The following is a 23,292-nucleotide window of genomic DNA, read 5'->3' as shown; positions in this document are numbered from 1 at the left end:
GTGCGAGACCGTCCCGCGCCTCCCGTCGGGGTGTCGGCCAGCTCCACCCCGCGAGGTCGCGAGAACTGCCGCTCGCGCGCCCGGCGCGCGGCACTTCGTGCGACCTCGCCGCCGCACGCGCGGCGTGTCGTGCGACCTCGGGGCGAGCGGGCGCGGGCGCGCCGCACGCGCGTCAGCGGTAGTTGCCGTCCTCGAGGCCGGCCTCGATCTCGAACCGGTTCCGCAGCGGATCCTGCCCCGCCAACGCGTACACGATCGGCATGAGCATCCCGTACCGCCGCCACTGGTCGACGTGCACCCGCTCGTGCCGGAGCACCCGGTCGCCGTCGTTGTCCCGCGTGAGGTAGACCGACCCCACGCAGGTGCCACCGCGGCGGAACACCCACCGCGGCAGCCCGGTGCACACGATCAGCCCGTCGACGACCCGTACCTTCCCGGTGGAGAGCGGGACGCCGACGGCGAGGCCGACCGCGGTCGCGAACGCCCACCCCGCCCGGGACACGGGGGAGTCGAGCAGGGGGTTCCGCACCGCTACTCCGGGCGGCCGTAGGTCTCGAGCAGTCGCAGCCAGATCTCGTTCATCGTCGGGTAGGCGGGGACGGCGTGCCAGAGGCGGTCGACCGGGACCTCGCCCACGACGGCGATCGTCGCGGCGTGCAGCATCTCGGCGACGTCCTGGCCGACGAAGGTCACGCCGACGACGACCCCGCGGTCCTCGTCGACGACCATCTTCGCCCGCCCGGTGTAGCCGTCCGCCTGCAGCGAGGCGCCGGCGACGTTGCCGAGCTCGTACTCGACCGCCCTGACGTTCAGCCCCTGCTCGCGGGCCTTGGCCTCGGTCAGGCCGACGCTCGCGACCTCGGGGTCGGTGAAGGTGACCTGCGGGACGGCAGCGTGGTCGGCGGTGGCGACGTGCGCACCCCATGGTTCGGTGTGCAGCGGCGTGCCCTGGTGCCGAGCGGCGATCGCTTCGCCCGCGGCGCGCGCCTGGTACTTGCCCTGGTGGGTGAGGAGCACGCGGTGGTTGACGTCGCCGACGGCGTAGAGCCAGTCGGTGCCCTGCACGAGCATCGTGTCGTCGACCTGCAGCCAGTCGCCCGCGGTCAGCCCGACGGACTCGAGGCCGAGGTCCTTCGTGGTCGCGGCGCGTCCGGTCGCGGCGAGGACCTCGCTCGTGATGACCGTCGAGCCGTCGTCGAGCGTCGTCGTGACGAGGCCGTGCTCGTCGCGGTCGACGCGGGTGGGGTTCACGCCGGTGCGGACGTCGACGCCCAGTTCGCGGAGGGAGTCGGCGACGAGCTCTCCCGCGAACGGCTCCATGCCGCCGAGCAGCCCGTGCCGTGCGACGAGCGTGACCTTCGCCCCGAGGGACGCCCACGCGGTCGCGAGCTCCGAGCCGGAGACCCCGCCGCCGATGACGAGCAGGCTCTCGGGCACCGTCTGCGCGCTGGTGGCCTCACGCGTGCCCCACGGCGTCGCGTCGGCCAGCCCCGGGACGTCGGGGAGGGTGTGCAGCGAGCCCGTGACGACCGCGATCGCCGCGGCTGCCGTGTACGTCGCGCCGTCGACCTCGATCGTCTTCTCGCCGGTGATCCGGGCGTGGCCGCGGATGAGGTCGATGTCGGCGGACTCGAGCCACGAGACCTGGCCGTCGTCCTTCCAGTCCGAGGTGAAGGAGTTCCGTCGGGCGAGCACGTGCGCCGCGTCGAGGTCGCCCGTGACCGCCTGCTTCGTACCGTCGAGGCGCTTCGCCGCGGCGAGCGCGTGCCCGCTGCGCAGCAGGGCCTTGGACGGCATGCACGCCCAGTAGGAGCACTCGCCGCCGACGAGCTCGGCCTCCACGATGGCGACCGACAGGCCGCGCTTCTTGGCGTAGTCCGCCACGTTCTCGCCGACTGCGCCGGCGCCGATCACGATGAGGTCGTAGTCCGTCATGTCGCCGAGCGTACGCGGATCGGCATGGGTCATGCCGGGCGCGGTGCGTACCCGTGGAGAACGGGTCCGCGGGGGAGTGCCGGGACCGTCAGACGGTGCGGGACGCGCTCGTCAGCGCGCCGACCGCACGCAGGATGACGCCGAGGTCGTCGACCGCGCGGTCCGGGTCGACCGGCGCGAAGCCGGTCAGGGCCGCGCCCGCCAGGCGTCGTCCGCGCGTGGCGGCCTGGATGCGCTCGACGAGTCCGGCGCCGTCCAACCCGAACGGGACGGGCTCGAGCAGCCCGTCGACCTCGGACGGGTCGAGGACGTCCAGGTCGACGTGCACGAACACCGCCTGGGCACCGGTGGCGTCCACCGCTGCCGCGATCGCGTCCGGGGTGGCGGCGTCGACGTCGAGGTGCACGATCCCGGCACGGTCGAGGGCACCTGCCTCGGCGTCCTCGACCCCGCGCACGCCGGCGACGACGACGGACGCCGCCGCCAGGGTCGGGAGGGCCGGGAACAGGTCGTCGGGGCGGTCCACGAGGATGCGGAGCACGGCGGTCTCGGCGGCGACGGGCTGCGCGCGGTTGAGTGCCCGGAAGCCGCTCGACCCCGCGATCCGCACGAAGGCGGTGTCCGGTCCGAGCCCGACCGTGGCGCCGAGCACGCTCGCACCGTCACCGCCGACGACGAGGACCGGCTCGCTCGACACCGTGGTCTCCTCGGCGACGCGTTCGGCCACCGAGAGCACCGAGGTGTACCGGGCGACGGCCGTCTCGAGACGGTCGCCGGCGCCCGCCGGGACGTCGACCACGGTGGTCGACGCGCGCGGGAGGTCGGCCGCGATCGCCGCGGCTCCGTCCCCGAGGCGCATCGCACGGGACGACGCCGAACCCTGCCACTGACCGACCACGAGGAACTGCATCGTGCCAGTCTGTCAGGCGGGGTCCGGCGTCGTCCGAGGAGCGCGTCAGATGCTCGACGAACCGCCGGACTTCAGGGCGGCGAGCCGTGCCTCGACCTCGGCGTCCTTGCCCACGTCCTCGAGGCTCTCGAACTGCGAGTCGAGGCTCGACGACTGCAGCTCCTGCTGGCCGAGGACCTTCGCCTCTTCGCGGCGCACCTTCTCCTCGAAGCGGCCGAGATCGCTCGTCGGGTCGAGCACGTCGATGTTGCCGAGCGCGTCGTTGACCTTGGACTGCGCCTCGGCCGTCTTCGACCGGGCGACGAGGTTGTCGCGCTTCGAGCGGAGCTCCTCGAGCTTCTGCTCCATGCCGGCGAGGCCCGACTTGAGCTTCTCCACCGCCTCGTTCTGCGAGGCGAGGTTCGGCTCGGCGTCCTTGACCTCCTGCTCGGCCGCGATCTGCTTGCCGATCGCGATCTTGGCGAGGTTGTCGAACTTGTCCGCCTCGGCCGTCTTGCCCTCGGTGCGGTACTTGTCCGCAGCGGAGGAGGCGTTGGCGGCCTTCTGGCCCCACTCCACCGCTGCCCGCTTGTCCTCTTCGTGGTCCTGCTCGAGCAGTCGGACGTTGCCGATCGTCTGCGCGATCGCCGTCTTGGCGTCCGCGATGTTGTTCGTGTAGTCCCGCACGAGCTGGTCGAGCATCTTCTGGGGATCCTCGGCGTCGTCGATGAGCTGGTTGATGTTCGCCCGGACGAGGGTCGAGATCCGCCCGAAGATCGTCTGCTTTGCCATTGCTGTTCCCTTTCGTGGAAGGACTGGTGTGGTGCTGTTGGTCTGTGGTGCCGGGTCTAGAAGCGGCCGCCGCCGGAGAAACCGCCCCCGCCGCCTCCGCCGCCCCCGCCGAAGCCGCCGCCGCCCCCGAAGCCGCCGCCTCCGCCGAAGCCGCCACCCCCGAAGGAGCCGCCGCCGTAGCTGCCGCCGCGACCGCCGAGCAGGCCACCGAGCACGATGCCGGTGACGAGGCCGCCGAGCTGCGCGCCGTTGCCGCCACCGCCGCCGAGGCCGCCGCCACCGCCCCAGCCGCCCATGTCGTCGTTCGCGGCGTCCATCGCGGCCGCCGCGTACTGCTCGGCCGCACGCGCTGCCTGGAGCGCCTGCCCCGGGTCCGTCGTGGCGAGCTGGACGGCGTCGTCGAGTGCTCGTTGCGCCTCGGACAGCCGCGTCCGCGCCGTCGGTCCGACCCCGCCGCGGTGCAGCGAGATGAACTCGCGCGCCTGGCTGATCCGGTTCCGGGCGTCGCGGAGCGCGTCGTCGAGCGCACGGGATGCCCGACGCTGCTGTTCCTCGGCGCCACGGGCCGCGGCGATGGCCTGGTCGATCTCGGTGTTCGCCTTGGTGAGGGCGTCGACCGCGGTGATCGGGTCCTTCGGGTCGAAGCCCTGCCGCAGCACGGTCTCGGCACGGGTGACCGCGGCGGCGAGTTCCGGTCCGCCGACGGTGAGGGTGCGCGCCGCGGCGACGTCGCCCTCGATGTCGACGCGCATCGCCTCGGCGCGTGCGGTGGCCTCGGCGAAGCTCGACTCGGCAGCGCTCGCGCTCGACGTGAGCTGCTGCACCTGCGCGAGGGCGTGCTGGGCGTCGCGCACGGCGACGACCGCCTCGCCCTTGTCGCCCGCGGCGATCGCTGCGGTGGCCGCCTGGGACCGTTCGGTCGCGTAGGCGAGGACCTGCTCGGCCTGGTCGACGCTGTCCGACACGGTGGCGAGGGTCCGGCCGGTGTACGCCGAGCGGACCCGGTCCAGCGCGGCGCTCGCCTGCTGGACCGATGCCAGGGCGGCCGCGACGGCCTGCGCGAGCGCGGCAGCGGCGTCCTCGACGCCGTCCTCGAGCGAGCGGAGCTTGTCGAACGACTCCGTCTGCTCCTCGATCGAGGCGTGCGCCTGCTCGCAGATGGCGATGATCTGGTTCGCCCAGTCGGCGCGCTGCTGCGGTGAGTCCGGGATCTCGTCGTCGAGCTGCTGCTGGAACGTGAAGGCCTTGCGCACGGCCTGCTGCGCCGCGGCGACCGCCTCGGCGAAGGGCTTCGCGGCGTCGGCCCCGAACTGCGCGGTGGCGAACCCGACCTCTTGCTCGGCGGTGCGCAGCTCGTCGTCGATCGTCACGAGGGCGCCACCGGCGGTCCGCTCGAGGTCGGCGAGGGACGCTTCCTGCGCCTTCGTCGCGGCGGCCGTCCGGCGCTTGTTCCGCGTCCGGACGACGAGCACCACGACGACGACCGCGACGACGACGACGGCGAGGAGGATCCACAGCCAGGTGAGGTCCGGCGGCGCCTGGGTGTTGGCGAGGCCGTTCGCGAAGGCCAGCGCGGCACCGGACCAGTCGCTCTGCTTGAGGGCCGGCAGCAGGTCGTCGTCCACCGCGGACTGGACGTCGGACTCCGAGATGCTCGTCTCGTTCGTCTGCTGGACGTCGTAGTTCCGGTCGTCGACGGCGACCGACAGCAGGATGCCGTCGGAGTCGATCTGGTTCGCCGACATCGTCGCGGCGCCCCACTCGGTGTGGTCTGACGGGTTCGTGAACGTCGGGACGAAGACGACGTAGAGCTGGGTCTTCGTGTCCGTGTAGAGCTGTTGCACGGCGTTCTCGATCCGGGACTGCTGCGAGGAGCTGAGCACGTCGGCTTCGTCGAGGACGTACGCGCCACCGAGGTCGACCGGCGCGGTCGCTCGCGCCGTCGCCGCCGGTGCCAGCACGAGGAACACGGCCAGGAGTGCCGCAGCGATGCGTCCCACCAGCCCCGGCGTCCCCCTGTCGGTCCTCGTCGTGCCCGTGGCCGATCCGCCCTGGACCGCTCGCATCCGTCCTCCGTCCGTCGCCGTGGTCACGGTCCGAGTACCCCCGGAACCGCGCCCCGGAGCGCTGTTGCCCGGAGTCTATCCACGCCGCGCAGCGCTCGGACAGACTCCGGGCGAACCCTCGTGGAACCCCGGGCCTGTGCAGGTGTTGTACCCCGGACCGGGGTATGCTCGGGGAGCGTTCGACGACGAACGAGACAGGGGAACTGCAATGGAGCGAACAACCAGCACCGAGGTCGTCCCACTCGAGGACGGCTACCACCGTGTGTCGACGCCGGCGAGCGGTGTCATCGGCTTCGTGCGCGAGCACGACGGCCGCTACGAGGTCCTCCGCGGACGGGTGCGCCAGGCGACCCGGTCCGAAGGGCTCTACAGCACGATGAACGTCGCGCTCATCGCGCTCACCCACGCCTGAACCACCCCACGTAGGCTCGCCTGCGTGAGTCTCCCGCGCCTCCAGACCGTCGTGGTGACGATCCGGCGGTCCGGCGGCAGTCCCGACGCGGACCGGGAGGCGCTGCTCACCGCCGTCGCGTCGGCGGCGGATGTCGACGTGTCGGCCGTGCGCGCGGGGCGCGTCTGCCCGCACTGCGCTGCGACGGACCACGGTCGCCCCTGGGCCGAGGTCGACGGCTCCGCCGTCGGCGTGAGCCTCGCACGGACCGCCGACCTCGTCGCACTGGCCGTCGGACCACCCGGGATCGGCGTCGACCTCGAGCGCGTGTCGCGGGTCGCGGCAGCCCCGCTCGACGCGTTCACGCCCGGGGAGCTCGCCCGGTCCGGCGACGACACTGCACGGGCGGCGTGCTGGGCGGTGAAGGAGGCCGTCCTCAAGCGTGACGGTCGAGGACTCCGGGTGGACCCCACCCGCGTCGACGTCGACCTGGGTCGGGGCACGGCGGTCCTCGACGGGGTGTCGCAGCCGGTCTCGGTGCTGTTCCCCGCGGTCGACGTGGTGCTCGCGGTCGCGGCGGGAGGGGCTCCGGTCAGCGTGGGAGCGTGAGGACCTCGACGCCGTCCTCGGTTGTCGCCACCGTGTGCTCGGTGTGCGCGGTGCGTGCTCCCGTGGCGCTGCGGAGCGTCCAGCCGTCCGGGTCGGTGACGAGCACGTCGGTGTCCGCCATCACCCACGGTTCGAGCGCGAGGAGCAGCCCGGGGCGGAGGGTGTAGCCGCGTCCGGGTCGCCCGGTGTTCGACACGTGCGGGTCCTGGTGCATCGTCGAGCCGATGCCGTGGCCGCCGAACTCGACGTTGACGGGGTAGCCGGCGCCCTCGAGCACCGTGCCGATGGCGTGCGACAGGTCGCCCGTGCGGACGCCGGGGCCGGCGGTCTCGATCGCTGCGGCGAGGGCGCGCTCGGTGGCGTCGATGAGGGCCAGGTCGGCCGGGTCCGGTGTGCCGACCACGAAGCTGACGGCGGCGTCGGCGGCGATGCCGTCGAGCGAGACGGCCAGGTCGAGCGTCAGCAGGTCGCCGTCCTGCAGGGTCCGGTCGTGGGGGAGTCCGTGCAGGACGGCGTCGTTGACGGCGGTGCACACGTGGTGGCCGAACGGCCCGCGTCCGAACGACGGGGCGTAGTCGACGTAGCAGGACTCGGCGCCGGCGTCCTCGATCATCGCCTTCGTCCACCGGTCGATCTCGAGCAGGTTCGTGCCGACGCGGGTGCGCTCGCGCAGGGTCTGCAGGATCGTGCCGACGAGCGCTCCGGTGGCGCGGGCCCGGTCGACCTCGGCCGGGGTGAGGATCTCGATCATGGGATGATCATACCGGTACTGGAAGACCGGTATTAGTGTGGGCACATGGTCCGTCTCCCGCTCAGCCCCGCTGAGGTCGCCCGTGGTCGGCGGCTCGGAGCGCTGCTCCGTCGTGCCCGCGGGGAGCGCTCGATGCTCGACACGGCGCTGCGGGCCGGGATCTCGCCGGAGACGCTGCGGAAGATCGAGACCGGCCGCATCGCGACGCCGGCGTTCTCGACGATCGCGTCCGTCGCCGGGGTCGTCGGGCTGTCCCTCGACGCGGTGTGGGCCGAGGTGAACCGTACCCCGGAGACGGCCGACGTCGGCGGCGCTCCGGACCTGGTCGAGACCGCGAGCTGACGCGCGCGACGCCGCCGACCGATCCCTAGAGCGCGGGGACGGTGGGCTCGTCGAGCCAGGGTGCCGTCACGGCCCGGACCGCGTCGACGTCGGTCCCTGCTGCGTCGGCGAACGCGGCGTGCACGTCCTCCGGTGCGACCGACCCGTACCGGTGTCGCTCGGTGATCGTCCGGAGCCCGGCGAAGAACGCGTCGTCGCCGACCGACCGGCGGACGGCGTGCAGGGCCAGGGCGCCGCGCTTGTAGACCCGGTCGTCGAACATGTCCTTCGGGCCCGGGTCGGCCACGACCAGGTCCTCGGGCTGCTCCAGGAGCCCGTCGCGGTACGTCGCCGCGAGGGTGTCCGCCGACTCGCCGCCGCGGTGCTCCGACCAGAGCCACTCGGCGTAGCAGGCGAAGCCCTCGTGCAACCAGATGTCCTTCCACCTGGCGACCGTCACCGAGTTGCCGAACCACTGGTGCGCGAGTTCGTGTGCGATCAGCCGGTCGGTGCCGTGCTCGCCGTCGACGTGGTTCCGGCCGAACACCGCCAGGCCGTGCGCCTCGAGCGGGATCTCGAGCTCGTCGTCGGTCACCACGACGCCGTACGACGCGAACGGGTACGGCCCGAACCGGTCGGCGTACAGGGCGAGCATGTCCGGTACCCGTCCGAAGTCCGTCTTCGCGGCCGTGCCGAGGTCGGCGGGGTGGTGCAGCGTGACGGGGGTGTCCGAGCCGCGGAGCTTCGTCGTGCGGTAGCGCCCGATCTGCACCGTCGCGAGGTAGGTCGCCATCGGCTCGGTCGTGGCGTACGTCCACGTCGTGCCGGCGCGGGCGCGCTCCTTGCCGAGCAGCTCGCCGTTCGCGACGACGTCGTAGGCGGCCTCGGCGGTGATCTCGAACCGGTAGGTGGCCTTGTCGTCCGGTCGGTCGTTGCACGGGAACCACGACGGGGCGCCGGTGGGCTGCGCGGCGACGATGACGCCGTCGGTCAGCTCCTCCCAGCCGATCTGGCCCCACGGGCTGCGGAGCGGGTGCGGTGTGCCGCGGTACCGCACGTGGACGGTGAAGTCCGTGCCGGCGGCGACCGGCTCGGCCGGGGTCACGGTGAGCTTGTGCGTCGCGGCCGTGTGCTTCTTCGCCCGCTTGCCGTCGACGTCCACCCGGTCGACCGTCATGCCGTGCAGGTCGAGGACGACACGGTCGAGGTCCTCGTGCGCACGGCCGGTGATCGTCGCGGTGCCGTCGAGGCGGTTCGTCGCGACGCGGTACTCCAGACGGAGCTCGTAGTGGTGGGCGCTCCAGCGTCGGTCGCCGCTGTGCGGGGTGTACGGGTCGGCGTCTGGGTTCGTCGAGGCGGGCTTCACGGTGCCGTCGAGTCTGCCACGGCGACGTGCTCGACGGACGACCGCGCCGGCACCGGCGGCGCCGATGTCCACGGAGCGATCGGGTTGCCGGACCAGTGCGTCCCGCCGGGCACCTGCTCGCCGCGCATCACGAGGGACGCCGGCCCGACGGTGGCGCCCGGTCCGATGCCCGCCGCCGGCAGCACCACGCTGTGCGGCCCGAGCGTCGCACCCGGGTCGAGACGGACCTCGTCGAGCTGCATCACCCGGTCGTGGAACAGGTGCGTCTGCACGACCGTGCCGCGGGCCACGGCGGCTCCGGACCCGATCGTCACGAGGTCGGCCTCCGGGAGCCAGTACGTCTCGAGCCAGGTACCGCGGCCGATCGTCGCCCCGAGACTGCGGAGCCACGCCGCGAGGGCCGGGGTCCCCGTCGCCTGCTCGGCGAACCACGGCCGGGCGACGGTCTCGACGAACGTGTCCTGCACCTCGTTCCGCCACACGAACGACGACCAGAGCGGGTGCTCGCGGGCGGCGATCCGGCCGACGAAGGACCACTTCGCGATCGTCGACACCACCGCTGCGACGGCACCGGCGACGATGAGCACCGGCCCGGCGAGCAGCACCGTCCACCCGATGCCCACGGCCGTCCAGAGCGCGAGCAGCGTGCCGACGACCCCGAGCGCGATCCCCGCGGACACCATCGGGGCGACCAGGCGCAGGAGTTCCCAGCAGCCTCGAGCGACCTTGAGGGACCGCGGCGGCCGGAACGTGCGCTCCTCGTCGAACTCCGCCGTCGCGCGCCGGAGCCGCACCGGGGGAGAGCCGAGCCACGACGATCCGCGCTTCGCCTTCTTCGGGACGGCGGACAGCACCGCGACCAGGGCCTCGCGCGGCACCGAACGTCCGGCGCCGGTCATCCCGCTGTTGCCGAGGAACGCCCGCCGCCCCACCTTCGACCGACCGATCCGCACCCGACCGCCGCCGAGCTCGTACGTCGCCACCATCGTGTCGTCGGCGAGGAACGCCCCCGACGCGATCTGCGTGAGCGCCGGGATGAGCAGGACCGTCGAGATCTCGGTGTTCCGTCCCACCCGCGCCCCGAGCAGCCGGAGCCAGAGCGGGGTCACGAGCGACGCGTACACCGGGAACAGCAGCGTCCGGGCGCCGTCGAGGATCCGCTCGGTCGTCCACACCTGCCAGCCGATGCGGGAGCGCACCGGGTGCCGACCCTCGTGCAGACCGATGCCGAGCAACCGCACCGCGGCCACGACGAGTGCCGCGTACACGAGCCCCGCGACGACCGTCCCCACCGGTACCCACGCCAGCGAGAGCAGCACGGCCCGCTGGAGGGACGCGACCGGTCCGACGAGGAGCCACACCAGCGCCACACCCGCGGCGACACCGATCACCGGCAACCCGGCCACGGCCAGGGACCCGGCCCCGTACGCCAGCAGCCACCGGCGTCGGGACGGGGGCCGCGCCTCCCGGTCGTGCCGAGCCGACCCGACGCGTTCCGCCGGCGACCCCGCCCACCGCTCCGCGTCGGGGACCCGGTCGGCGACCGCGGAACCGGCCTCCACCTCGGCACCGACGCCCACGTACGCACCCGGCAGCAGCGTCGTCCGGCTGTGCACCACGGCGTCCGCGTCGATCCGGACCCGGCCGAGCCGGAACACGTCGCCGTCCACCCAGTGTCCGGCGAGGTCGACCTCGGGCTCGATCGACGCTCGCTTGCCGACCGTCAGCATCCCGGTCACCGGCGGCAGCGCGTGCAGGTCCACGTCCTTGCCGATCGTCGCGCCCAAGGCCCTGGCGTAGTAGCTGATCCACGGCGCACCGGCCGTCGAGGGGCCGTCCACCGCCTCAGCGATCCGCTCGGCGAGCCAGACCCGCACGTGCACCGACCCGCCACGGGGGTGGTCACCCGGACGCACCCCGACGAGGAGGGCCCGGACGAGGACGACCGTCACGGCCATCTTCCCCGCCGGGGTGACGAACAGGACGAGCGCCACGACGAGCGCCGGCCAGGGCAGGACCGGGACGGACGGCAGCGTCGTCGCGTGCAGCACCGCCGCCACGAGCGCCGTCCACGTCAGCACCCGCAGACCACGGAGCACCTGCAGCGGCAGCCCGAGCACCGTCATCACCACACCCGTCGCCGGCGGGACCGGCCGGACGTCGCGCGGCACCGACGTCACCGGGCCGGAGTCGTCGAGCGCGTCCGCCAGCGCCCCGATCCGCGGGTGGTCGTACACGTCGGCCACCGTCGTCGTCGGGAAGCGCTCACGGATCGCCGACACGAGCTGCGCCGCCGTCAGCGACCCCCCGCCGTGCGCGAAGAAGTCGTCGTCGACGCTCGCCACCGGCACCCCGAGGATCGCGGACCACCGCTCGGCGATCCACGCCACCGTGTCCGGGAGCATCGCCGTGTCCGACGACCCCGCCAACGGCCACGGGAGCGCGGCACGGTCGACCTTGCCCGAGGTCCGCGTCGGCAGCGAGTCCACCACCGCGAGCAGGGGCACGAGCGCCGCCGGGAGCTCCTCGCGCAGCCGAGCGTTCGCCGCCGCCACGTCCACCGTCGCACCCGCGACCGGCGCGACGTACCCGACCAGCACCTGGTTGCCCGCCGGCGTCCGCTGCACCACGGCAGCACCCCCGGCCACGTCCGGAAGCCCCTGCAGCGCCGCGTCGATCTCCCCGAGCTCGATGCGACGACCGCCGAGCTTCACCTGGTCGTCCGCACGACCCTGGAACACGAGTCCCTCGGGGTCGTACCGCACCAGGTCACCGCTCCGGTACGCCCGGTCCCACCCGAGCTCCGGGAACGGCGCGTACTTCTCGGCGTCGTTCGCCGGGTCCAGGTACCGCCCGAGCCCGACGCCGCCGATGACGAGCTCCCCGACGCCCCCCGGTTCCACCCGGGCACCCGCCGCGTCCACGACCGCGAGGTCCCAGCCGTCCAACGGCAACCCGATCCGGATCGGCGTGCTCCCGTCGAGCAGGGCACCGCACGCCACCACCGTCGCCTCGGTCGGACCGTACGTGTTCCACACCTCCCGCTCGCGGCTCGCGATCCGCGCAGCGAGCTCCGGCGGGCAGGCCTCACCACCGAAGATGACCAACCGCACCTGCTCCAGCGCGTCGTCCGGCCACAGCGCCGCGAGCGTCGGCACCGTCGACACCACCGTGATCCCGTGCGCGATGAGCCACGGCCCCAGGTCCACCCCGGTGCGCACGAGCGACCGCGGTGCCGGCACCAGGCACGCACCGTGGCCCCACGCCAGCCACATCTCCTCGCACGACGCGTCGAACGCCACGCTCAGACCCGCCAGCACCCGGTCGCCCGGACCGATCGGCGCGGCCTGCAGGAACATCCGCGCCTCGGCGTCCACGAACGCCGCAGCGGACCGGTGCGTCACGGCGACGCCCTTGGGCACACCGGTCGACCCGGACGTGAAGATGATCCACGCGTCGTCGTCCTGCCGGGGGAGCTCGGCGCTCGCCGCGGGGTCGGTCACCGGGAGTTCCGCGCCGTCGCGGTCACGCAGGACGCCGCCCACTCCGATCACGCCGACGACGCCGGCCTCGCCGAACACGAGCGTGGCGCGTTCCTCGGGGTCGTCCGCGTCCACCGGGACGTACGCGGCGCCGGCGGCGAGCACCGCGAGGATCGACACGTACAGGTCGCGGCCGCCGGACGGGATCCGGACGCCCACCCGGTCGCCCCGTCGGACCCCGCGTCGCGCGAGGTCGTCGGCCTGCTCGTGCACCAGTCGCACGAGCGTCGCGTAGTCGATCGTGCCGGCCGGGTCCTCGAGCGCGGTGGCGTCGGGGTGCTCGGCGGCGGTCGCGGTGAGGACGTCGAGCAGGGTCCGTGGTGCCGGGGCGTCGGCGCCCCGGGCGAGTTCGTGCTGCGGGTTCCCGGTGGCTGCGGTCATCGAGTCCTCTTCCCGGTCGCGTGCGGGGTCGACCGGCCCGTGATCCTAGCGGGTGGACGTGTCGCGTTCGGAAACACCGGGGGCGTCCACCCGGGGACCGAGCGCGGACCGCGCCGCGTCGAGCGTCGCGGCGAGCCCGATCGAGTCGTCGAGCGAGTGCAGCGGCGACTCCGTGCGCCCCTCGCCGACGTACTGCGCGAGCGCCGCGGTCTGCCAGACGAGGCCCTGTCTGCCACGGAGGCCGCTCTCGTCCTCCCAGTGCGCCGCCTCCGCGCCGTGGTGCAGCGCGAAGGACGCCGGGAACACGAAGTGGTCGGTGTACCGCACGGTGGCCGTGCTCCCCGCGATGACCGCGAGTCCGGGCGTCCACGCCGTCATCGTCGTGGTCACCACGGCCTGCGCGCCTCCGGCCGACGTCGACACGGTGACGGACTGGAGGTCCACCCCGCGTCCGGAGACCGCTCCCGTCGTGCTGCTGGTCACCGGGGCGCCGGCGGCGAACCGTGCGAACCAGTGCCCGTAGACACCGGCATCGAGGAGGGCGCCGCCGCCGGCGGCGGGGTCGAACATGCGGTCGGCGGGGTCGGGGTCGTGCGGCCAGCCGACGTCGACGGACGCGAGCCGGACGTCGCCGAGGGCGCCGTCCGCGAGGAGCCGTGCGACGACGGTGGTCCCCGGGAGGTACCGGGTCCACATCGCCTCCATCGCGAACACCCCGGCGCTGCGGGCGGCCTCGGCGAGGGTGCGGGTGTCCGCCTCGGACGTGGTCATCGGCTTCTCGACGAGGACGTGCTTGCCCGCGGCGATCGCGAGGAGCGCGTGGCCGAGGTGCTGCGGGTGCGGTGAGGCGACGTAGACGACGTCGACGGCGGGGTCGGCGACGAGGGCCTCGTACGAGCCGTGCACGCCGGGGATCCCGTGTCGCCGGGCGAAGGCGGCGGCGCGTTCGGGGGAGCGGGAGCCGACGGCGACGACGCGCTGGTCGGAGTTCGCGTGGAGCGTCGACGTGAAGTCGCCCGCGATCTCGCCGGGCCCGATCACGCCCCACCCGAGCCTCGGCCCGCCTCGCAGCGGCGCAACACCAGGTTCCGGGAACACGAGGCTCATGCCCCCGACGCTACCGCGTTGTGCACCCCTGATGGCCCCTGCCCTGACCGCCCCCGGAGGGAAGGTCGGCGAAGCCGACATCGCGGGCAGCCGCCTGAGCGAAGCGAAGTCGCCTGCTTCCGCGGGGATGTCACTGTGCCCCCAGGAGGATTCGAACCTCCGCCCCTGCCTCCGGAGGGCAGTGCTCTATCCCCTGAGCTATGGGGGCCCTGGGTGGAACCAACCGTAGCAGGTCCGCACGGCTGTCCGAGACCACGCGTGTCGACCCCGGTCCTTCCCAGAACGTGCGCGATGGGAAGCGGGATCGGGCGTACTCGGTCGAAAGAATCGACCAGGTATGCCCGTTCCCGCCAGGGTACGCGGGTGACTAGCTGACGGACAGGAGGCGCGGGGCAGGGCCGCACTGCGCCTCCCGTCCGTCTGGTGGGTACGGCGGGCGCGGGGCGCGCTCGGTGCCGGTCTTTCCCAGAACGCGCGCGATGGCAAGCGAGATCGACCCGTGTCGGGTCAGCCGGCCGGCGTCGCGGACGCGCTCGGCTGCACGACGCTCCGCACCGCGTCGACGACCGGCTGCGCGCCGCCGGGCTCGGTGAAGAGGGTGGAGGTCGCGGTGATCCAGTACGGGTCGGCGAAGGCGTCCGCGCGCCCGACGCCGTCGGTGAGCGAGAAGTACCCCTCGACCCGGTAGGTCGGCACGGATCCGCCCCGTTCGTAGAGCGCGTCCTTGAGGTTCGTGAGCGACTTCTCAGGCAGGTCGGCGACGGCGACCGTGATCGTCGTCGAGGCGTCGTCGGTCGCGCTCCAGTGGCACACGCGGCCGCGCTGCTCGGCGATGCGCGCCGCCGGGGTCCCCTTCTCCGGCGTGAAGTCGTCGTCGAGGGTGAACGTCTTCCCGTAGACGGACAGGGCGTCGGCGGGCAGGAGCTCGGCGCACGTCTGTGCGACCCGTTTCCCGATCGGACCCGCCGTGGCGCTCGGCGTGGCGCCGTCCGAGCCGCCGCCGGAGCACGCCACCAGGGCGACGGACGCGGACACGGTGAGGAGGGCGACGCTGATCGCCCGGACGCGGCTGCGGGTGGTCATCCCGACATGATGGTGCATCGACCGGGGAGGACCTGTGCGTCCCGGTAGACTCGACCCTCGTGACTCCTGCCGAACTCTCCGCCGCGTACCTGTCGATCCTGACCGGGATCGTCGAGCGACGAGGCGCGTCCGATACCGTGACCATCGAGGAGTCCCACGCGGCACTCGAACGTCCGAAGAACCGCGCGCACGGCGACTGGGCCTCGAACGCGGCGATGCAGCTCGCGAAGCGGCTCGGCACGAACCCGCGCGAGCTCGCGACGGAGATCGCCGGCGAGCTGACCGAGCTCGACGGCGTGGACTCGGTCGACGTCGCCGGCCCCGGCTTCATCAACATCACGCTCGAGGCCGCCGCTGCCGGCGAGATCGCGCGCACGATCGTCGAGGGCGGCGAGTCCTTCGGGCACGGCGACCTGTACGACGGCGTGCGGATCAACCTCGAGTTCGTGTCCGCGAACCCGACCGGGCCGATCCACATGGGCGGCGTGCGCTGGGCCGCGGTGGGTGACAGCCTCGCGCGGGTGTTCCAGGCGCAGGGCGGCCTCGTCACCCGCGAGTACTACTTCAACGACCACGGCGCGCAGATCGACCGCTTCGCCCGCTCCCTCGTGGCGTCGGCGCTCGGTGAGCCCACGCCAGAGGACGGCTACGGCGGCGCGTACATCGCCGAGATCGCGGCGCGTGTGATCGCGACGCTCGACCCGTCGGTCGACGTCAAGGACCTGCCGCGCGACGAGGCGCAGGAGCTCTTCCGGCGCGAGGGCGTCGACTTCATGTTCGCCGACATCAAGTCGTCGCTGCACGACTTCGGCGTCGACTTCGACGTGTACTTCCACGAGAACGCCCTGCACGAGTCGAAGGCCGTCGAGCGCGCCATCGAGCGACTCCGCTCGGCGGGCGTGATGTACGAGGCCGAGGGTGCCGAGTGGCTCCGGACCACCGACTTCGGCGACGACCGCGACCGCGTCGTCATCAAGTCGGACGGCGAGCCCGCCTACATCGCCGGCGACCTGGCGTACTACCTCGACAAGCGCGAGCGCGGCTTCGAGCGGAACCTCATCATGCTCGGCGCGGACCACCACGGCTACGTCGGCCGGATGATGGCGATGTGCGCCGCGTTCGGGGACGAGCCGGGCAAGAACCTCGAGATCCTCATCGGGCAGATGGTCAACCTGCTCAAGGACGGCGAGCCGATGCGCATGTCGAAGCGCAACGGAACGATCGTCACGATGGAGGACCTCGTCGACGCCGTGGGCGTGGACGCCGGCCGGTACTCGCTCGTCCGGTTCGCCAGTGACACCGCGATCGACATCGACCTCGACCTGCTCACGAAGCGCACGAACGACAACCCCGTCTTCTACGTGCAGTACGCCCACGCCCGCACGCAGTCCGTGGCCCGCAACGCCGCGAACGCCGGGGTGGACCGGTCGGCCTTCGACGCCTCGCTCCTGACGCACGACACCGAGGGGGCCCTGCTCGGCGCCCTGGCGGAGTACCCGCGCGTGGTGCGCCAGGCTGCCGAGCTGCGCGAGCCGCACCGTGTGGCGCGGTACATCGAGCAGCTCGCCGGGCTCTACCACCGCTGGTACGACGCCTGCCGGGTCACGCCCCTCGGCGACGAGGCCGTGACGGACCTGCACCGCACGCGCCTCTGGCTGAACGACGCCACCGGCCAGGTCGTCCGCAACGGGCTGGGCCTGCTCGGCGTGACGGCGCCGGAGCGCATGTAGCGGTCATCGTGCGGCCGGCGCGGAGCGCTGCGCACAACCAAAGTCGCCCCGAACTGCGGAATGCCGTGGTTCGGGGCGACTTCCGTTGTGCGGCGGGCGCTGGGCGCACGCGGCCGGCGCGACCGCGACCGCGCGCCCGTCCGGCCGACGCGCCGGGCGCACGCCGCGCCTCCAGGCTCGCTGCCGGGGCCACCTGGCAAGGTGGGACGCATGTCCGCCGCCACCGTGACCCCCCGGAAGCGCCGTCGCTGGCCCGTCGTGCTGATCGTCGTCGTGGTCGTCCTCGCCGCGCTCGTCGTGATCGCCGAGTTCGTCCTCCGCGGGGTCGTCGACCGCATCATCGCCCAGCAGGTCGAGCAGTCGCTGCCGTCCGGCGCCACCGGTGAGGTCGAGGCGCACGCGAAGGGCATCGTCATCCCGCAGCTGATCAGCGGGCAGCTCGACGAGGTCGAGATCTCCTCCGAGAAGCTCACGATCGACGGCATCCCGCTCGCCGCCGACGTCACCGCGCGTGACGTGCCCGTCGACGGCAAGGGCGACGTGCGCGACGTCGACGGCCACGTCCGGCTCGCGGCCTCGTCCGTGAAGGACCTGTCGAAGTACAGCCCGCTGTTCGACCGGCTCAGCCTGGCCGACGGTGGCGTGGAGCTCTCCGGCAAGACCGCGGTCCTCGGCTACGACATCACCTACGCGGCGAAGGGCGACGTCGCCGCGCAGGACGACGGTAAGGGCATCACGATCACGCCGAAGACGGTGCGGATCACGAACTCGTCGCTCGGCCTCAAGGTGGACTCGATCCCGGGCGTCACGAACGTCCCCGTCGAGGTCTGCACGGCGCAGTTCCTGCCGTCGGGGCTCCTCGTGCGGTCGCTCGACGTCACCGCCTCCGAGGCGACGGTGCGCGTCACGGCCGACTCGCTGCCGCTCAACGAGGCGGGGCTGCAGACGGTCGGTTCGTGCGGTTGAGCGCGTGGCTGCGTCACACGGCCGGGGCCCCGCCGCCGGTTCCGGGGCGACGCGCCAGCGGCGGCCCGCCGTGCCGGTGGGAGAGGCGCGGCTCGGCTCGGTAGGATCGGGTCCCGTGAGCGAGAACCCCCTTGCCCCGCAGCACCTGCGGTTCCCGACGGACGCCTCCGCGCTGACCGCGCGGATCTGGCCTGCCTCCGCGACCCGGACCGACGACGGCGAGCTCGTCGTCGGCGGGATCGCCGCGTCCGACCTGGTCGCGCAGTTCGGCACGCCGCTGTACGTGGTCGACGAACGCGACGTGCAGTCCCGTGCGGTGCGGGTGCGGAACGCCTTCACCGAGGCGTTCGAGCGGATCGGCACCCGGTCGCACGTCTACTACGCCGGCAAGGCGTTCCTGACGACGCAGGTCGCGGCGTGGATGGTCGAGGCCGACCTCCGCGTCGACGTGTGCACCGGTGGCGAGCTCGCGGTGGCCCTGGCCGGGGGAGTCGACCCGGCGCTCCTCGGCTTCCACGGCAACGACAAGTCGGACGCCGAGATCGCCCGCGCGGTCGAGGTCGGCGTCGGCACCATCGTCCTCGACAGCCACGAGGAAGTGCAGCGCGTCGCCCGTGCCGCGGCCGATGCCGGGGTCGTGCAGCGCGTGCGCATCCGGATCAACAGCGGGGTGCACGCGTCGACGCACGAGTACCTCGCCACCGCGCGCGAGGACCAGAAGTTCGGCATCCCCCTGACCGAGGCCGTCACCGCTGCCGAGGCCGTGCGCGCCGAGCCCTCGCTCGCCTTCGTCGGCCTGCACTCGCACATCGGCTCCCAGATCTTCGACGAGTCCGGCTTCCGCGAGGCCGCACGTCGCCTGATGGACGTGCACGCCACGCTCGTGGCGACCGGTCCGGTGCCGGAGCTCAACCTCGGCGGCGGCTGGGGCATCGACTACACCGAGGCCGACTCGGCGTTCGAGCCGGAGGACGTCGCCGACGCGCTGGCGGCCATCGTGGCCGAGGCCTGCGCCGAGCGGGACATCCCGGTCCCCGAGATCGCGGTCGAGCCCGGCCGGTACATCGTCGGGCCCGCGGGCATCACGCTCTACCGCGTCGGCACCATCAAGCCCGTGACGCTCTCGGACGACGAGCAGGAGCCCGCCACCCGGACGTACGTGTCGGTCGACGGCGGCATGAGCGACAACGCCCGACCCGCGCTCTACGGCGCCGACTACACGGCCCGGCTCGCCCGGACGTCCGACGCCCCCGCCGTCCTCACCCGCGTGGTCGGGAAGCACTGCGAGTCCGGCGACATCGTCGTGAACGACGAGTACCTGCCCGGTGACGTGCACCGCGGGGACCTCCTCGCCGTGGCCGCCACCGGTGCGTACTGCTGGAGCCTGGCGAGCAACTACAACCACGTCGGACGCCCGCCGGTCGTGGCGGTCGCCGACGGCGTACCCCGTATCCTCGTGCGTGGCGAGTCGATCGACGACCTCCTCGCCCGCGACACCGGGGTGGTCCCGGGGGCCTGAGCCCCTCGGACGACCCGACTCCCCACGAACAGGACCCGCACCAGATGATCGAATACCGCAACGTCCGCGTCGCGCTGCTCGGAGCCGGCTCGGTCGGTTCCCAGGTGGCGCGGCTGCTCCTCGAACACGGCGACGAGCTCGCCTCGCGCGCCGGGGCCGGCCTCGAGCTCGTCGGGATCGCGGTGCGCGACCTCGAGGCCCCGCGCGACGTCGACCTGCCGAAGGAGCTCTTCACGACGGACGCGGCGTCGCTCATCCTCGGCGCGGACATCGTCGTCGAGCTGATCGGCGGCATCGAGCCGGCACGGACGCTCGTGCTCCAGGCGCTGCAGTCCGGCGCCGACGTCGTCACCGGCAACAAGGCCCTCCTGGCGACCCACGGCCCGGAGCTCTTCGCGGTCGCCGAGCAGGTGGGCGCACAGCTCTACTACGAGGCAGCCGTCGCCGGCGCGATCCCGATCATCCGACCGCTGCACGACTCCCTCGCCGGTGACCGCATCGAGCGCATCATGGGCATCGTCAACGGCACGACCAACTTCATCCTCGACCTGATGGACCGCGAGGGCTCGACGTTCGAGGACGCCCTCGCGACCGCCACCGAGCTCGGGTACGCCGAGGCCGACCCGACCGCCGACATCGAGGGCTACGACGCCGCGCAGAAGGCCGCGATCCTGGCGTCGCTCGCGTTCCACACCTCGGTGCCGCTCGCCGCCGTCCACCGCGAGGGCATCACCTCGGTGACGATCGAGCAGGTCCGGGCCGCGCGCAAGGCCGGGTACGTCGTGAAGATCCTCGCGACGGCCGAGCGCCTGACCGACGAGCAGGGCACCGAGGGCGTCAGCGCCCGCGTGTACCCGGCCCTGGTGCCGGAGTCGCACCCGCTCGCGAGCGTGCACGGTGCGAAGAACGCCGTGTTCGTCGAGGCCGAGGCCGCCGGCGACCTGATGTTCTACGGCGCCGGTGCCGGCGGGGTCGAGACCGCCTCGGCCGTCCTCGGCGACCTGGTGTCCGCCGCGCGCCGACACGTCATCGGTGGCCCCGGCATCGCCGAGTCGACCCAGTCCGCGCTGCCGGTGTTCCCGATCGGCACCGTCCGCACGCGCTACCAGATCACGCTGCACGTCACGGACGCCCCGGGTGTGCTGTCGACCGTCGCCGGCGTCCTCGCGAAGCACGGCGTCAGCGTCGAGACCGTCGAGCAGACCGTCGCCACCGGGTCCGACGCGACCGCGACCCTCGTCATCGGCACGCACCTGGCGCGCGAGTCCGACCTCGCCGCGACGGTGGTCGCCCTCCGCAACGAGGACGTCGTCGCCGAGGTCACGAGCGTCCTCCGCGTCGTCGGCGCCTGAGCCGCGCCCGACCGAACTCCAGAACCGACAAGAAGGGGAGCCTCATGGCCCACCAGTGGCAGGGTGTCCTGCGCGAGTACGCCGACCGTCTCGACGTCACCGAGGCGACGCCCGTCGTCACGCTCGGTGAGGGCGGGACCCCGCTCATCCCGGCGCGCCGCCTGTCCGAGCGCACGGGGGCCGAGGTCTACGTCAAGTTCGAGGGCATGAACCCGACCGGGTCGTTCAAGGACCGCGGCATGACCATGGCGATCTCGAAGGCCGTCGAGCACGGCGCGAAGGCCGTCATCTGCGCCTCGACCGGCAACACCAGCGCCTCCGCCGCCGCGTACGCCACGCACGCCGGCATCACCGCCGCGGTGCTCGTGCCCGAGGGCAAGATCGCCATGGGCAAGCTCAGCCAGGCCGTCGCCCACGACGCCCAGCTGCTGCAGGTGCAGGGCAACTTCGACGACTGCCTCGACATCGCGCGCGACCTCGCCGCGAACTACCCGGTGCACCTGGTGAACTCGGTCAACAACGACCGCATCGAGGGGCAGAAGACCGCCGCGTTCGAGGTCGTCGACGTCCTCGGTGACGCGCCCGACTTCCACTTCCTGCCGGTCGGCAACGCGGGCAACTACACGGCGTACTCCCGCGGCTACCGCGAGGACGTGGCCGCCGGTCGGTCGTCCAGGCTCCCGCGCATGTTCGGCTTCCAGGCCGCGGGCTCGGCCCCGATCGTCCGCGGTGAGGTCGTCCGCAACCCGGACACCATCGCGTCCGCGATCCGCATCGGCAACCCGGCCTCGTGGGAGTTCGCGCTCGAAGCCCGTGACGAGACCGACGGCTACTTCGGTGCCATCACCGACGAGGCGATCCTCGCCGCGCACCGCATCCTCTCCGCCGAGGTCGGCGTCTTCGTCGAGCCCGCCTCGGCCATCGGCGTCGCCGGGCTCCTCGAGCGTGCCGACGCCGGAGTCGTGCCGAAGGGCGCGAAGGTCGTCATCACGGTGACCGGCCACGGCCTCAAGGACCCGCAGTGGGCGCTCCGCACGCAGGACGGCGGCGAGGTCACCCCGACGAGCGTCCCGGTCGACACCAAGTCGGTCGCCGACGTGCTCGGACTGGTCGGCGCCGAGTGAGCCCCGACCGCTCGTCCGGACCGGGGGAGGGCATGACCGCCCAGATCGCTGTACCGGCCGGACGGGCGGTCCGCGTACGGGTCCCGGCGACCTCCGCGAACCTCGGACCGGGGTTCGACTCCCTCGGCCTCGCCCTGTCGCTCTACGACGAGGTCGTCGTCCGGGTCCGGCCCGAGCCCGGCGCGACCGTCACGGTCGACGGTGTCGGCGCGGGTGAGGTCGCCACCGACGACACGAACCTCGTCGTCCGCGCCGTGCGCCGCGGGCTCGAGCACGCCGGCGTCGCACAGCAGCCCGGACTCGAGCTGCACGCGGTGAACGCCATCCCGCACGGCCGCGGCATGGGGTCCTCGGCGGCCGCGATCGTCGCCGGGCTGATGGCCGCGCGCGGGTTGCTCGAGGGCGTCGTCGACCTCGACGCCTCGACCCTGCTCACGCTCGCGACCGAGATGGAGGGGCACCCCGACAACGTCGCGCCGGCACTCTTCGGCGGGCTGACCATCGCGTGGATGACGGCGGAGGGCCCGGCGTACAAGCGCCTGCTCGTCCACCGCGGTGTCTCGCCGGTGGTCTTCGTGCCGACCTCCACGCTCTCGACGAAGCTCGCGCGCTCCCTGCAGCCGGCGAGCGTCCCGCACGAGGACGCCGCGTTCAACGTGTCCCGCTCCGCCCTGCTCGTCGCCGCGCTCATCCAGAGCCCCGAGCTGCTCCTGGCGGCGACCGAGGACCGGTTGCACCAGGCCTACCGTGCCAGCGCCATGCCGGAGACCGACGCCCTCATCGGCCTGCTGCGGCAGCACGGCCTGGCGGCGGTCGTCTCCGGAGCCGGCCCGAGCCTCCTGGTCCTCGGCAGCGATCCCGCGCAGCGACTCACCGCGGCCGACCTCGTGTCGCGACACGGGGAATCCGACTGGCGGGCGCTCATGCTGGCCGTCGACCTCGGTGGTGCTACAGTGGTGTCGCACTCGGCGCTCCAAGCCGAACCCGCGTAGGCAGCAGGAACTTCCTCGCCATGCTGGGTCCGGTGCGCGGGGGCAATCTCTTTCTGATCACCGAATCCCGGTCCGTCGTCTGAACGGCGGTCGATGCATACCCGTGCATCCGGGACGGTGGAAACTCTCCGCGTTCTGCGGTTCGAAAGGAAACACCGACCTTGACGAACGTCAACGACTCCACCCAGGTGGAGATCCCCAGCGATCTGCGCGCCCTCCGGCTCCCGGAACTCCAGCGCATCGCCTCCTCCCTCGGCATCACGGGGCTCTCGAAGCTCCGCAAGGGTGACCTCATCGCCTCGATCGAGGACAAGCGTCCCGTGACGGACGACGCTCCCGCCGAGCCGGCCGCACCCGCGGTCGAGGCCCCCGTGGC

Annotated in this window: 20 protein-coding genes and 1 tRNA gene; 10 read left to right on the top strand and 11 right to left on the bottom strand. The window is 73.0% G+C overall.

Annotated elements, in window-relative coordinates; translation table 11 throughout:
* Positions 1 to 172 precede the first annotated feature (172 nt).
* From HWD93_RS15550 to HWD93_RS15530, 5 genes are all read right to left on the bottom strand, one after another.
* On the bottom strand, positions 173 to 529 hold the full coding sequence (locus tag HWD93_RS15550; RefSeq protein ID WP_175496070.1) for a Fe-S oxidoreductase: 357 nt from the start codon (positions 527 to 529) through the stop codon (positions 173 to 175).
* Positions 530 to 531: 2 nt separating this feature from the next.
* The gene (locus HWD93_RS15545) at positions 532 to 1,935 is read right to left on the bottom strand and encodes an NAD(P)/FAD-dependent oxidoreductase (protein ID WP_261647289.1); all 1,404 of its coding nucleotides are present in this window, start codon (positions 1,933 to 1,935) and stop codon (positions 532 to 534) included.
* 88 nt (positions 1,936 to 2,023) lie between these two features.
* On the bottom strand, positions 2,024 to 2,845 hold the full coding sequence (locus tag HWD93_RS15540; RefSeq protein ID WP_261647288.1) for an arginase family protein: 822 nt from the start codon (positions 2,843 to 2,845) through the stop codon (positions 2,024 to 2,026).
* Between the two features lie 45 nt (positions 2,846 to 2,890).
* A complete protein-coding gene (locus tag HWD93_RS15535) occupies positions 2,891 to 3,616 on the bottom strand; it encodes a PspA/IM30 family protein (protein ID WP_070416310.1) in 726 nt (241 codons plus the stop codon).
* A 56-nt stretch (positions 3,617 to 3,672) separates the two neighbouring features.
* Positions 3,673 to 5,616 carry a TPM domain-containing protein gene (locus HWD93_RS15530; RefSeq protein ID WP_261647287.1) on the bottom strand — a complete coding sequence of 648 codons (1,944 nt, stop codon included), beginning with the start codon at positions 5,614 to 5,616 and terminating at the stop codon, positions 3,673 to 3,675.
* A 274-nt stretch (positions 5,617 to 5,890) separates the two neighbouring features.
* Here HWD93_RS15530 and HWD93_RS15525 point away from each other — a divergent pair, with 274 nt between their 5' ends.
* The gene (locus tag HWD93_RS15525; RefSeq protein WP_022905704.1) at positions 5,891 to 6,094 is read left to right on the top strand and encodes a hypothetical protein; all 204 of its coding nucleotides are present in this window, start codon (positions 5,891 to 5,893) and stop codon (positions 6,092 to 6,094) included.
* Positions 6,095 to 6,118: 24 nt separating this feature from the next.
* Positions 6,119 to 6,682 (top strand): 4'-phosphopantetheinyl transferase superfamily protein, encoded by a 564-nt coding sequence (locus tag HWD93_RS15520; RefSeq protein ID WP_261647286.1) that lies wholly within the window; start codon positions 6,119 to 6,121, stop codon positions 6,680 to 6,682.
* Here HWD93_RS15520 and map read toward each other — a convergent pair.
* Entirely contained in the window at positions 6,666 to 7,433 is a 768-nt protein-coding gene (map, locus tag HWD93_RS15515; protein WP_261647285.1) for a type I methionyl aminopeptidase, read from the bottom strand. The genes HWD93_RS15520 and map overlap by 17 nt on opposite strands.
* Positions 7,434 to 7,478: 45 nt before the next feature.
* Here map and HWD93_RS15510 point away from each other — a divergent pair, with 45 nt between their 5' ends.
* A complete protein-coding gene (locus tag HWD93_RS15510; RefSeq protein ID WP_092386939.1) occupies positions 7,479 to 7,775 on the top strand; it encodes a helix-turn-helix domain-containing protein in 297 nt (98 codons plus the stop codon).
* 25 nt (positions 7,776 to 7,800) lie between these two features.
* Here the strand turns inward: HWD93_RS15510 and HWD93_RS15505 are convergent, their stop codons facing one another.
* The 5 genes from HWD93_RS15505 to HWD93_RS15485 form a co-directional block, all read right to left on the bottom strand.
* Positions 7,801 to 9,192: a M1 family metallopeptidase gene (locus HWD93_RS15505; RefSeq protein ID WP_261647284.1), complete on the bottom strand. Its 1,392-nt coding sequence runs from the start codon at positions 9,190 to 9,192 to the stop codon at positions 7,801 to 7,803.
* Positions 9,117 to 13,043 (bottom strand): Pls/PosA family non-ribosomal peptide synthetase, encoded by a 3,927-nt coding sequence (locus HWD93_RS15500; protein WP_261647283.1) that lies wholly within the window; start codon positions 13,041 to 13,043, stop codon positions 9,117 to 9,119. The genes HWD93_RS15505 and HWD93_RS15500 overlap by 76 nt, the downstream gene beginning before the upstream one ends.
* Before the next feature lie 45 nt (positions 13,044 to 13,088).
* Complete coding sequence (locus HWD93_RS15495; protein WP_261647282.1) at positions 13,089 to 14,150, bottom strand: Gfo/Idh/MocA family protein; 1,062 nt, start codon at positions 14,148 to 14,150, stop codon at positions 13,089 to 13,091.
* A 136-nt stretch (positions 14,151 to 14,286) separates the two neighbouring features.
* A tRNA-Arg gene (locus tag HWD93_RS15490) sits at positions 14,287 to 14,358 on the bottom strand.
* A gap of 299 nt (positions 14,359 to 14,657) precedes the next feature.
* A complete protein-coding gene (locus HWD93_RS15485; RefSeq protein ID WP_071296236.1) occupies positions 14,658 to 15,233 on the bottom strand; it encodes a hypothetical protein in 576 nt (191 codons plus the stop codon).
* Positions 15,234 to 15,292: 59 nt separating this feature from the next.
* On the opposite strand from HWD93_RS15485, the gene argS reads away from it, so the two are divergent.
* The 7 genes from argS to HWD93_RS15450 form a co-directional block, all read left to right on the top strand.
* Positions 15,293 to 16,963, top strand: a complete 1,671-nt coding sequence (argS, locus tag HWD93_RS15480; RefSeq protein WP_070416303.1) for an arginine--tRNA ligase — start codon at positions 15,293 to 15,295, stop codon at positions 16,961 to 16,963.
* Positions 16,964 to 17,173: 210 nt separating this feature from the next.
* Positions 17,174 to 17,929, top strand: coding sequence for an LmeA family phospholipid-binding protein (locus HWD93_RS15475; RefSeq protein WP_071296237.1), 756 nt, complete (start codon positions 17,174 to 17,176; stop codon positions 17,927 to 17,929).
* A gap of 115 nt (positions 17,930 to 18,044) precedes the next feature.
* Positions 18,045 to 19,448, top strand: coding sequence for a diaminopimelate decarboxylase (lysA, locus tag HWD93_RS15470; protein ID WP_261647281.1), 1,404 nt, complete (start codon positions 18,045 to 18,047; stop codon positions 19,446 to 19,448).
* A 44-nt stretch (positions 19,449 to 19,492) separates the two neighbouring features.
* A complete protein-coding gene (locus HWD93_RS15465) occupies positions 19,493 to 20,800 on the top strand; it encodes a homoserine dehydrogenase (RefSeq protein WP_071296239.1) in 1,308 nt (435 codons plus the stop codon).
* Between the two features lie 44 nt (positions 20,801 to 20,844).
* Entirely contained in the window at positions 20,845 to 21,924 is a 1,080-nt protein-coding gene (gene thrC, locus HWD93_RS15460) for a threonine synthase (RefSeq protein ID WP_070416299.1), read from the top strand.
* Between the two features lie 32 nt (positions 21,925 to 21,956).
* Positions 21,957 to 22,916, top strand: coding sequence for a homoserine kinase (gene thrB / locus HWD93_RS15455; protein WP_261647280.1), 960 nt, complete (start codon positions 21,957 to 21,959; stop codon positions 22,914 to 22,916).
* Positions 22,917 to 23,077: 161 nt separating this feature from the next.
* Positions 23,078 to 23,292: Rho termination factor N-terminal domain-containing protein (locus HWD93_RS15450; protein ID WP_261647279.1), on the top strand; the 215-nt coding region annotated here is incomplete at its 3' end.

Origin of the sequence: Curtobacterium sp. C2H10 (genome assembly GCF_025407985.1) — a bacterium.
Classification (GTDB): Bacteria; Actinomycetota; Actinomycetes; order Actinomycetales; family Microbacteriaceae; genus Curtobacterium.
The sequence above is the reverse complement of the archived record's forward strand: the minus strand, read 5'-3'. Positions and strand labels throughout refer to the sequence as shown.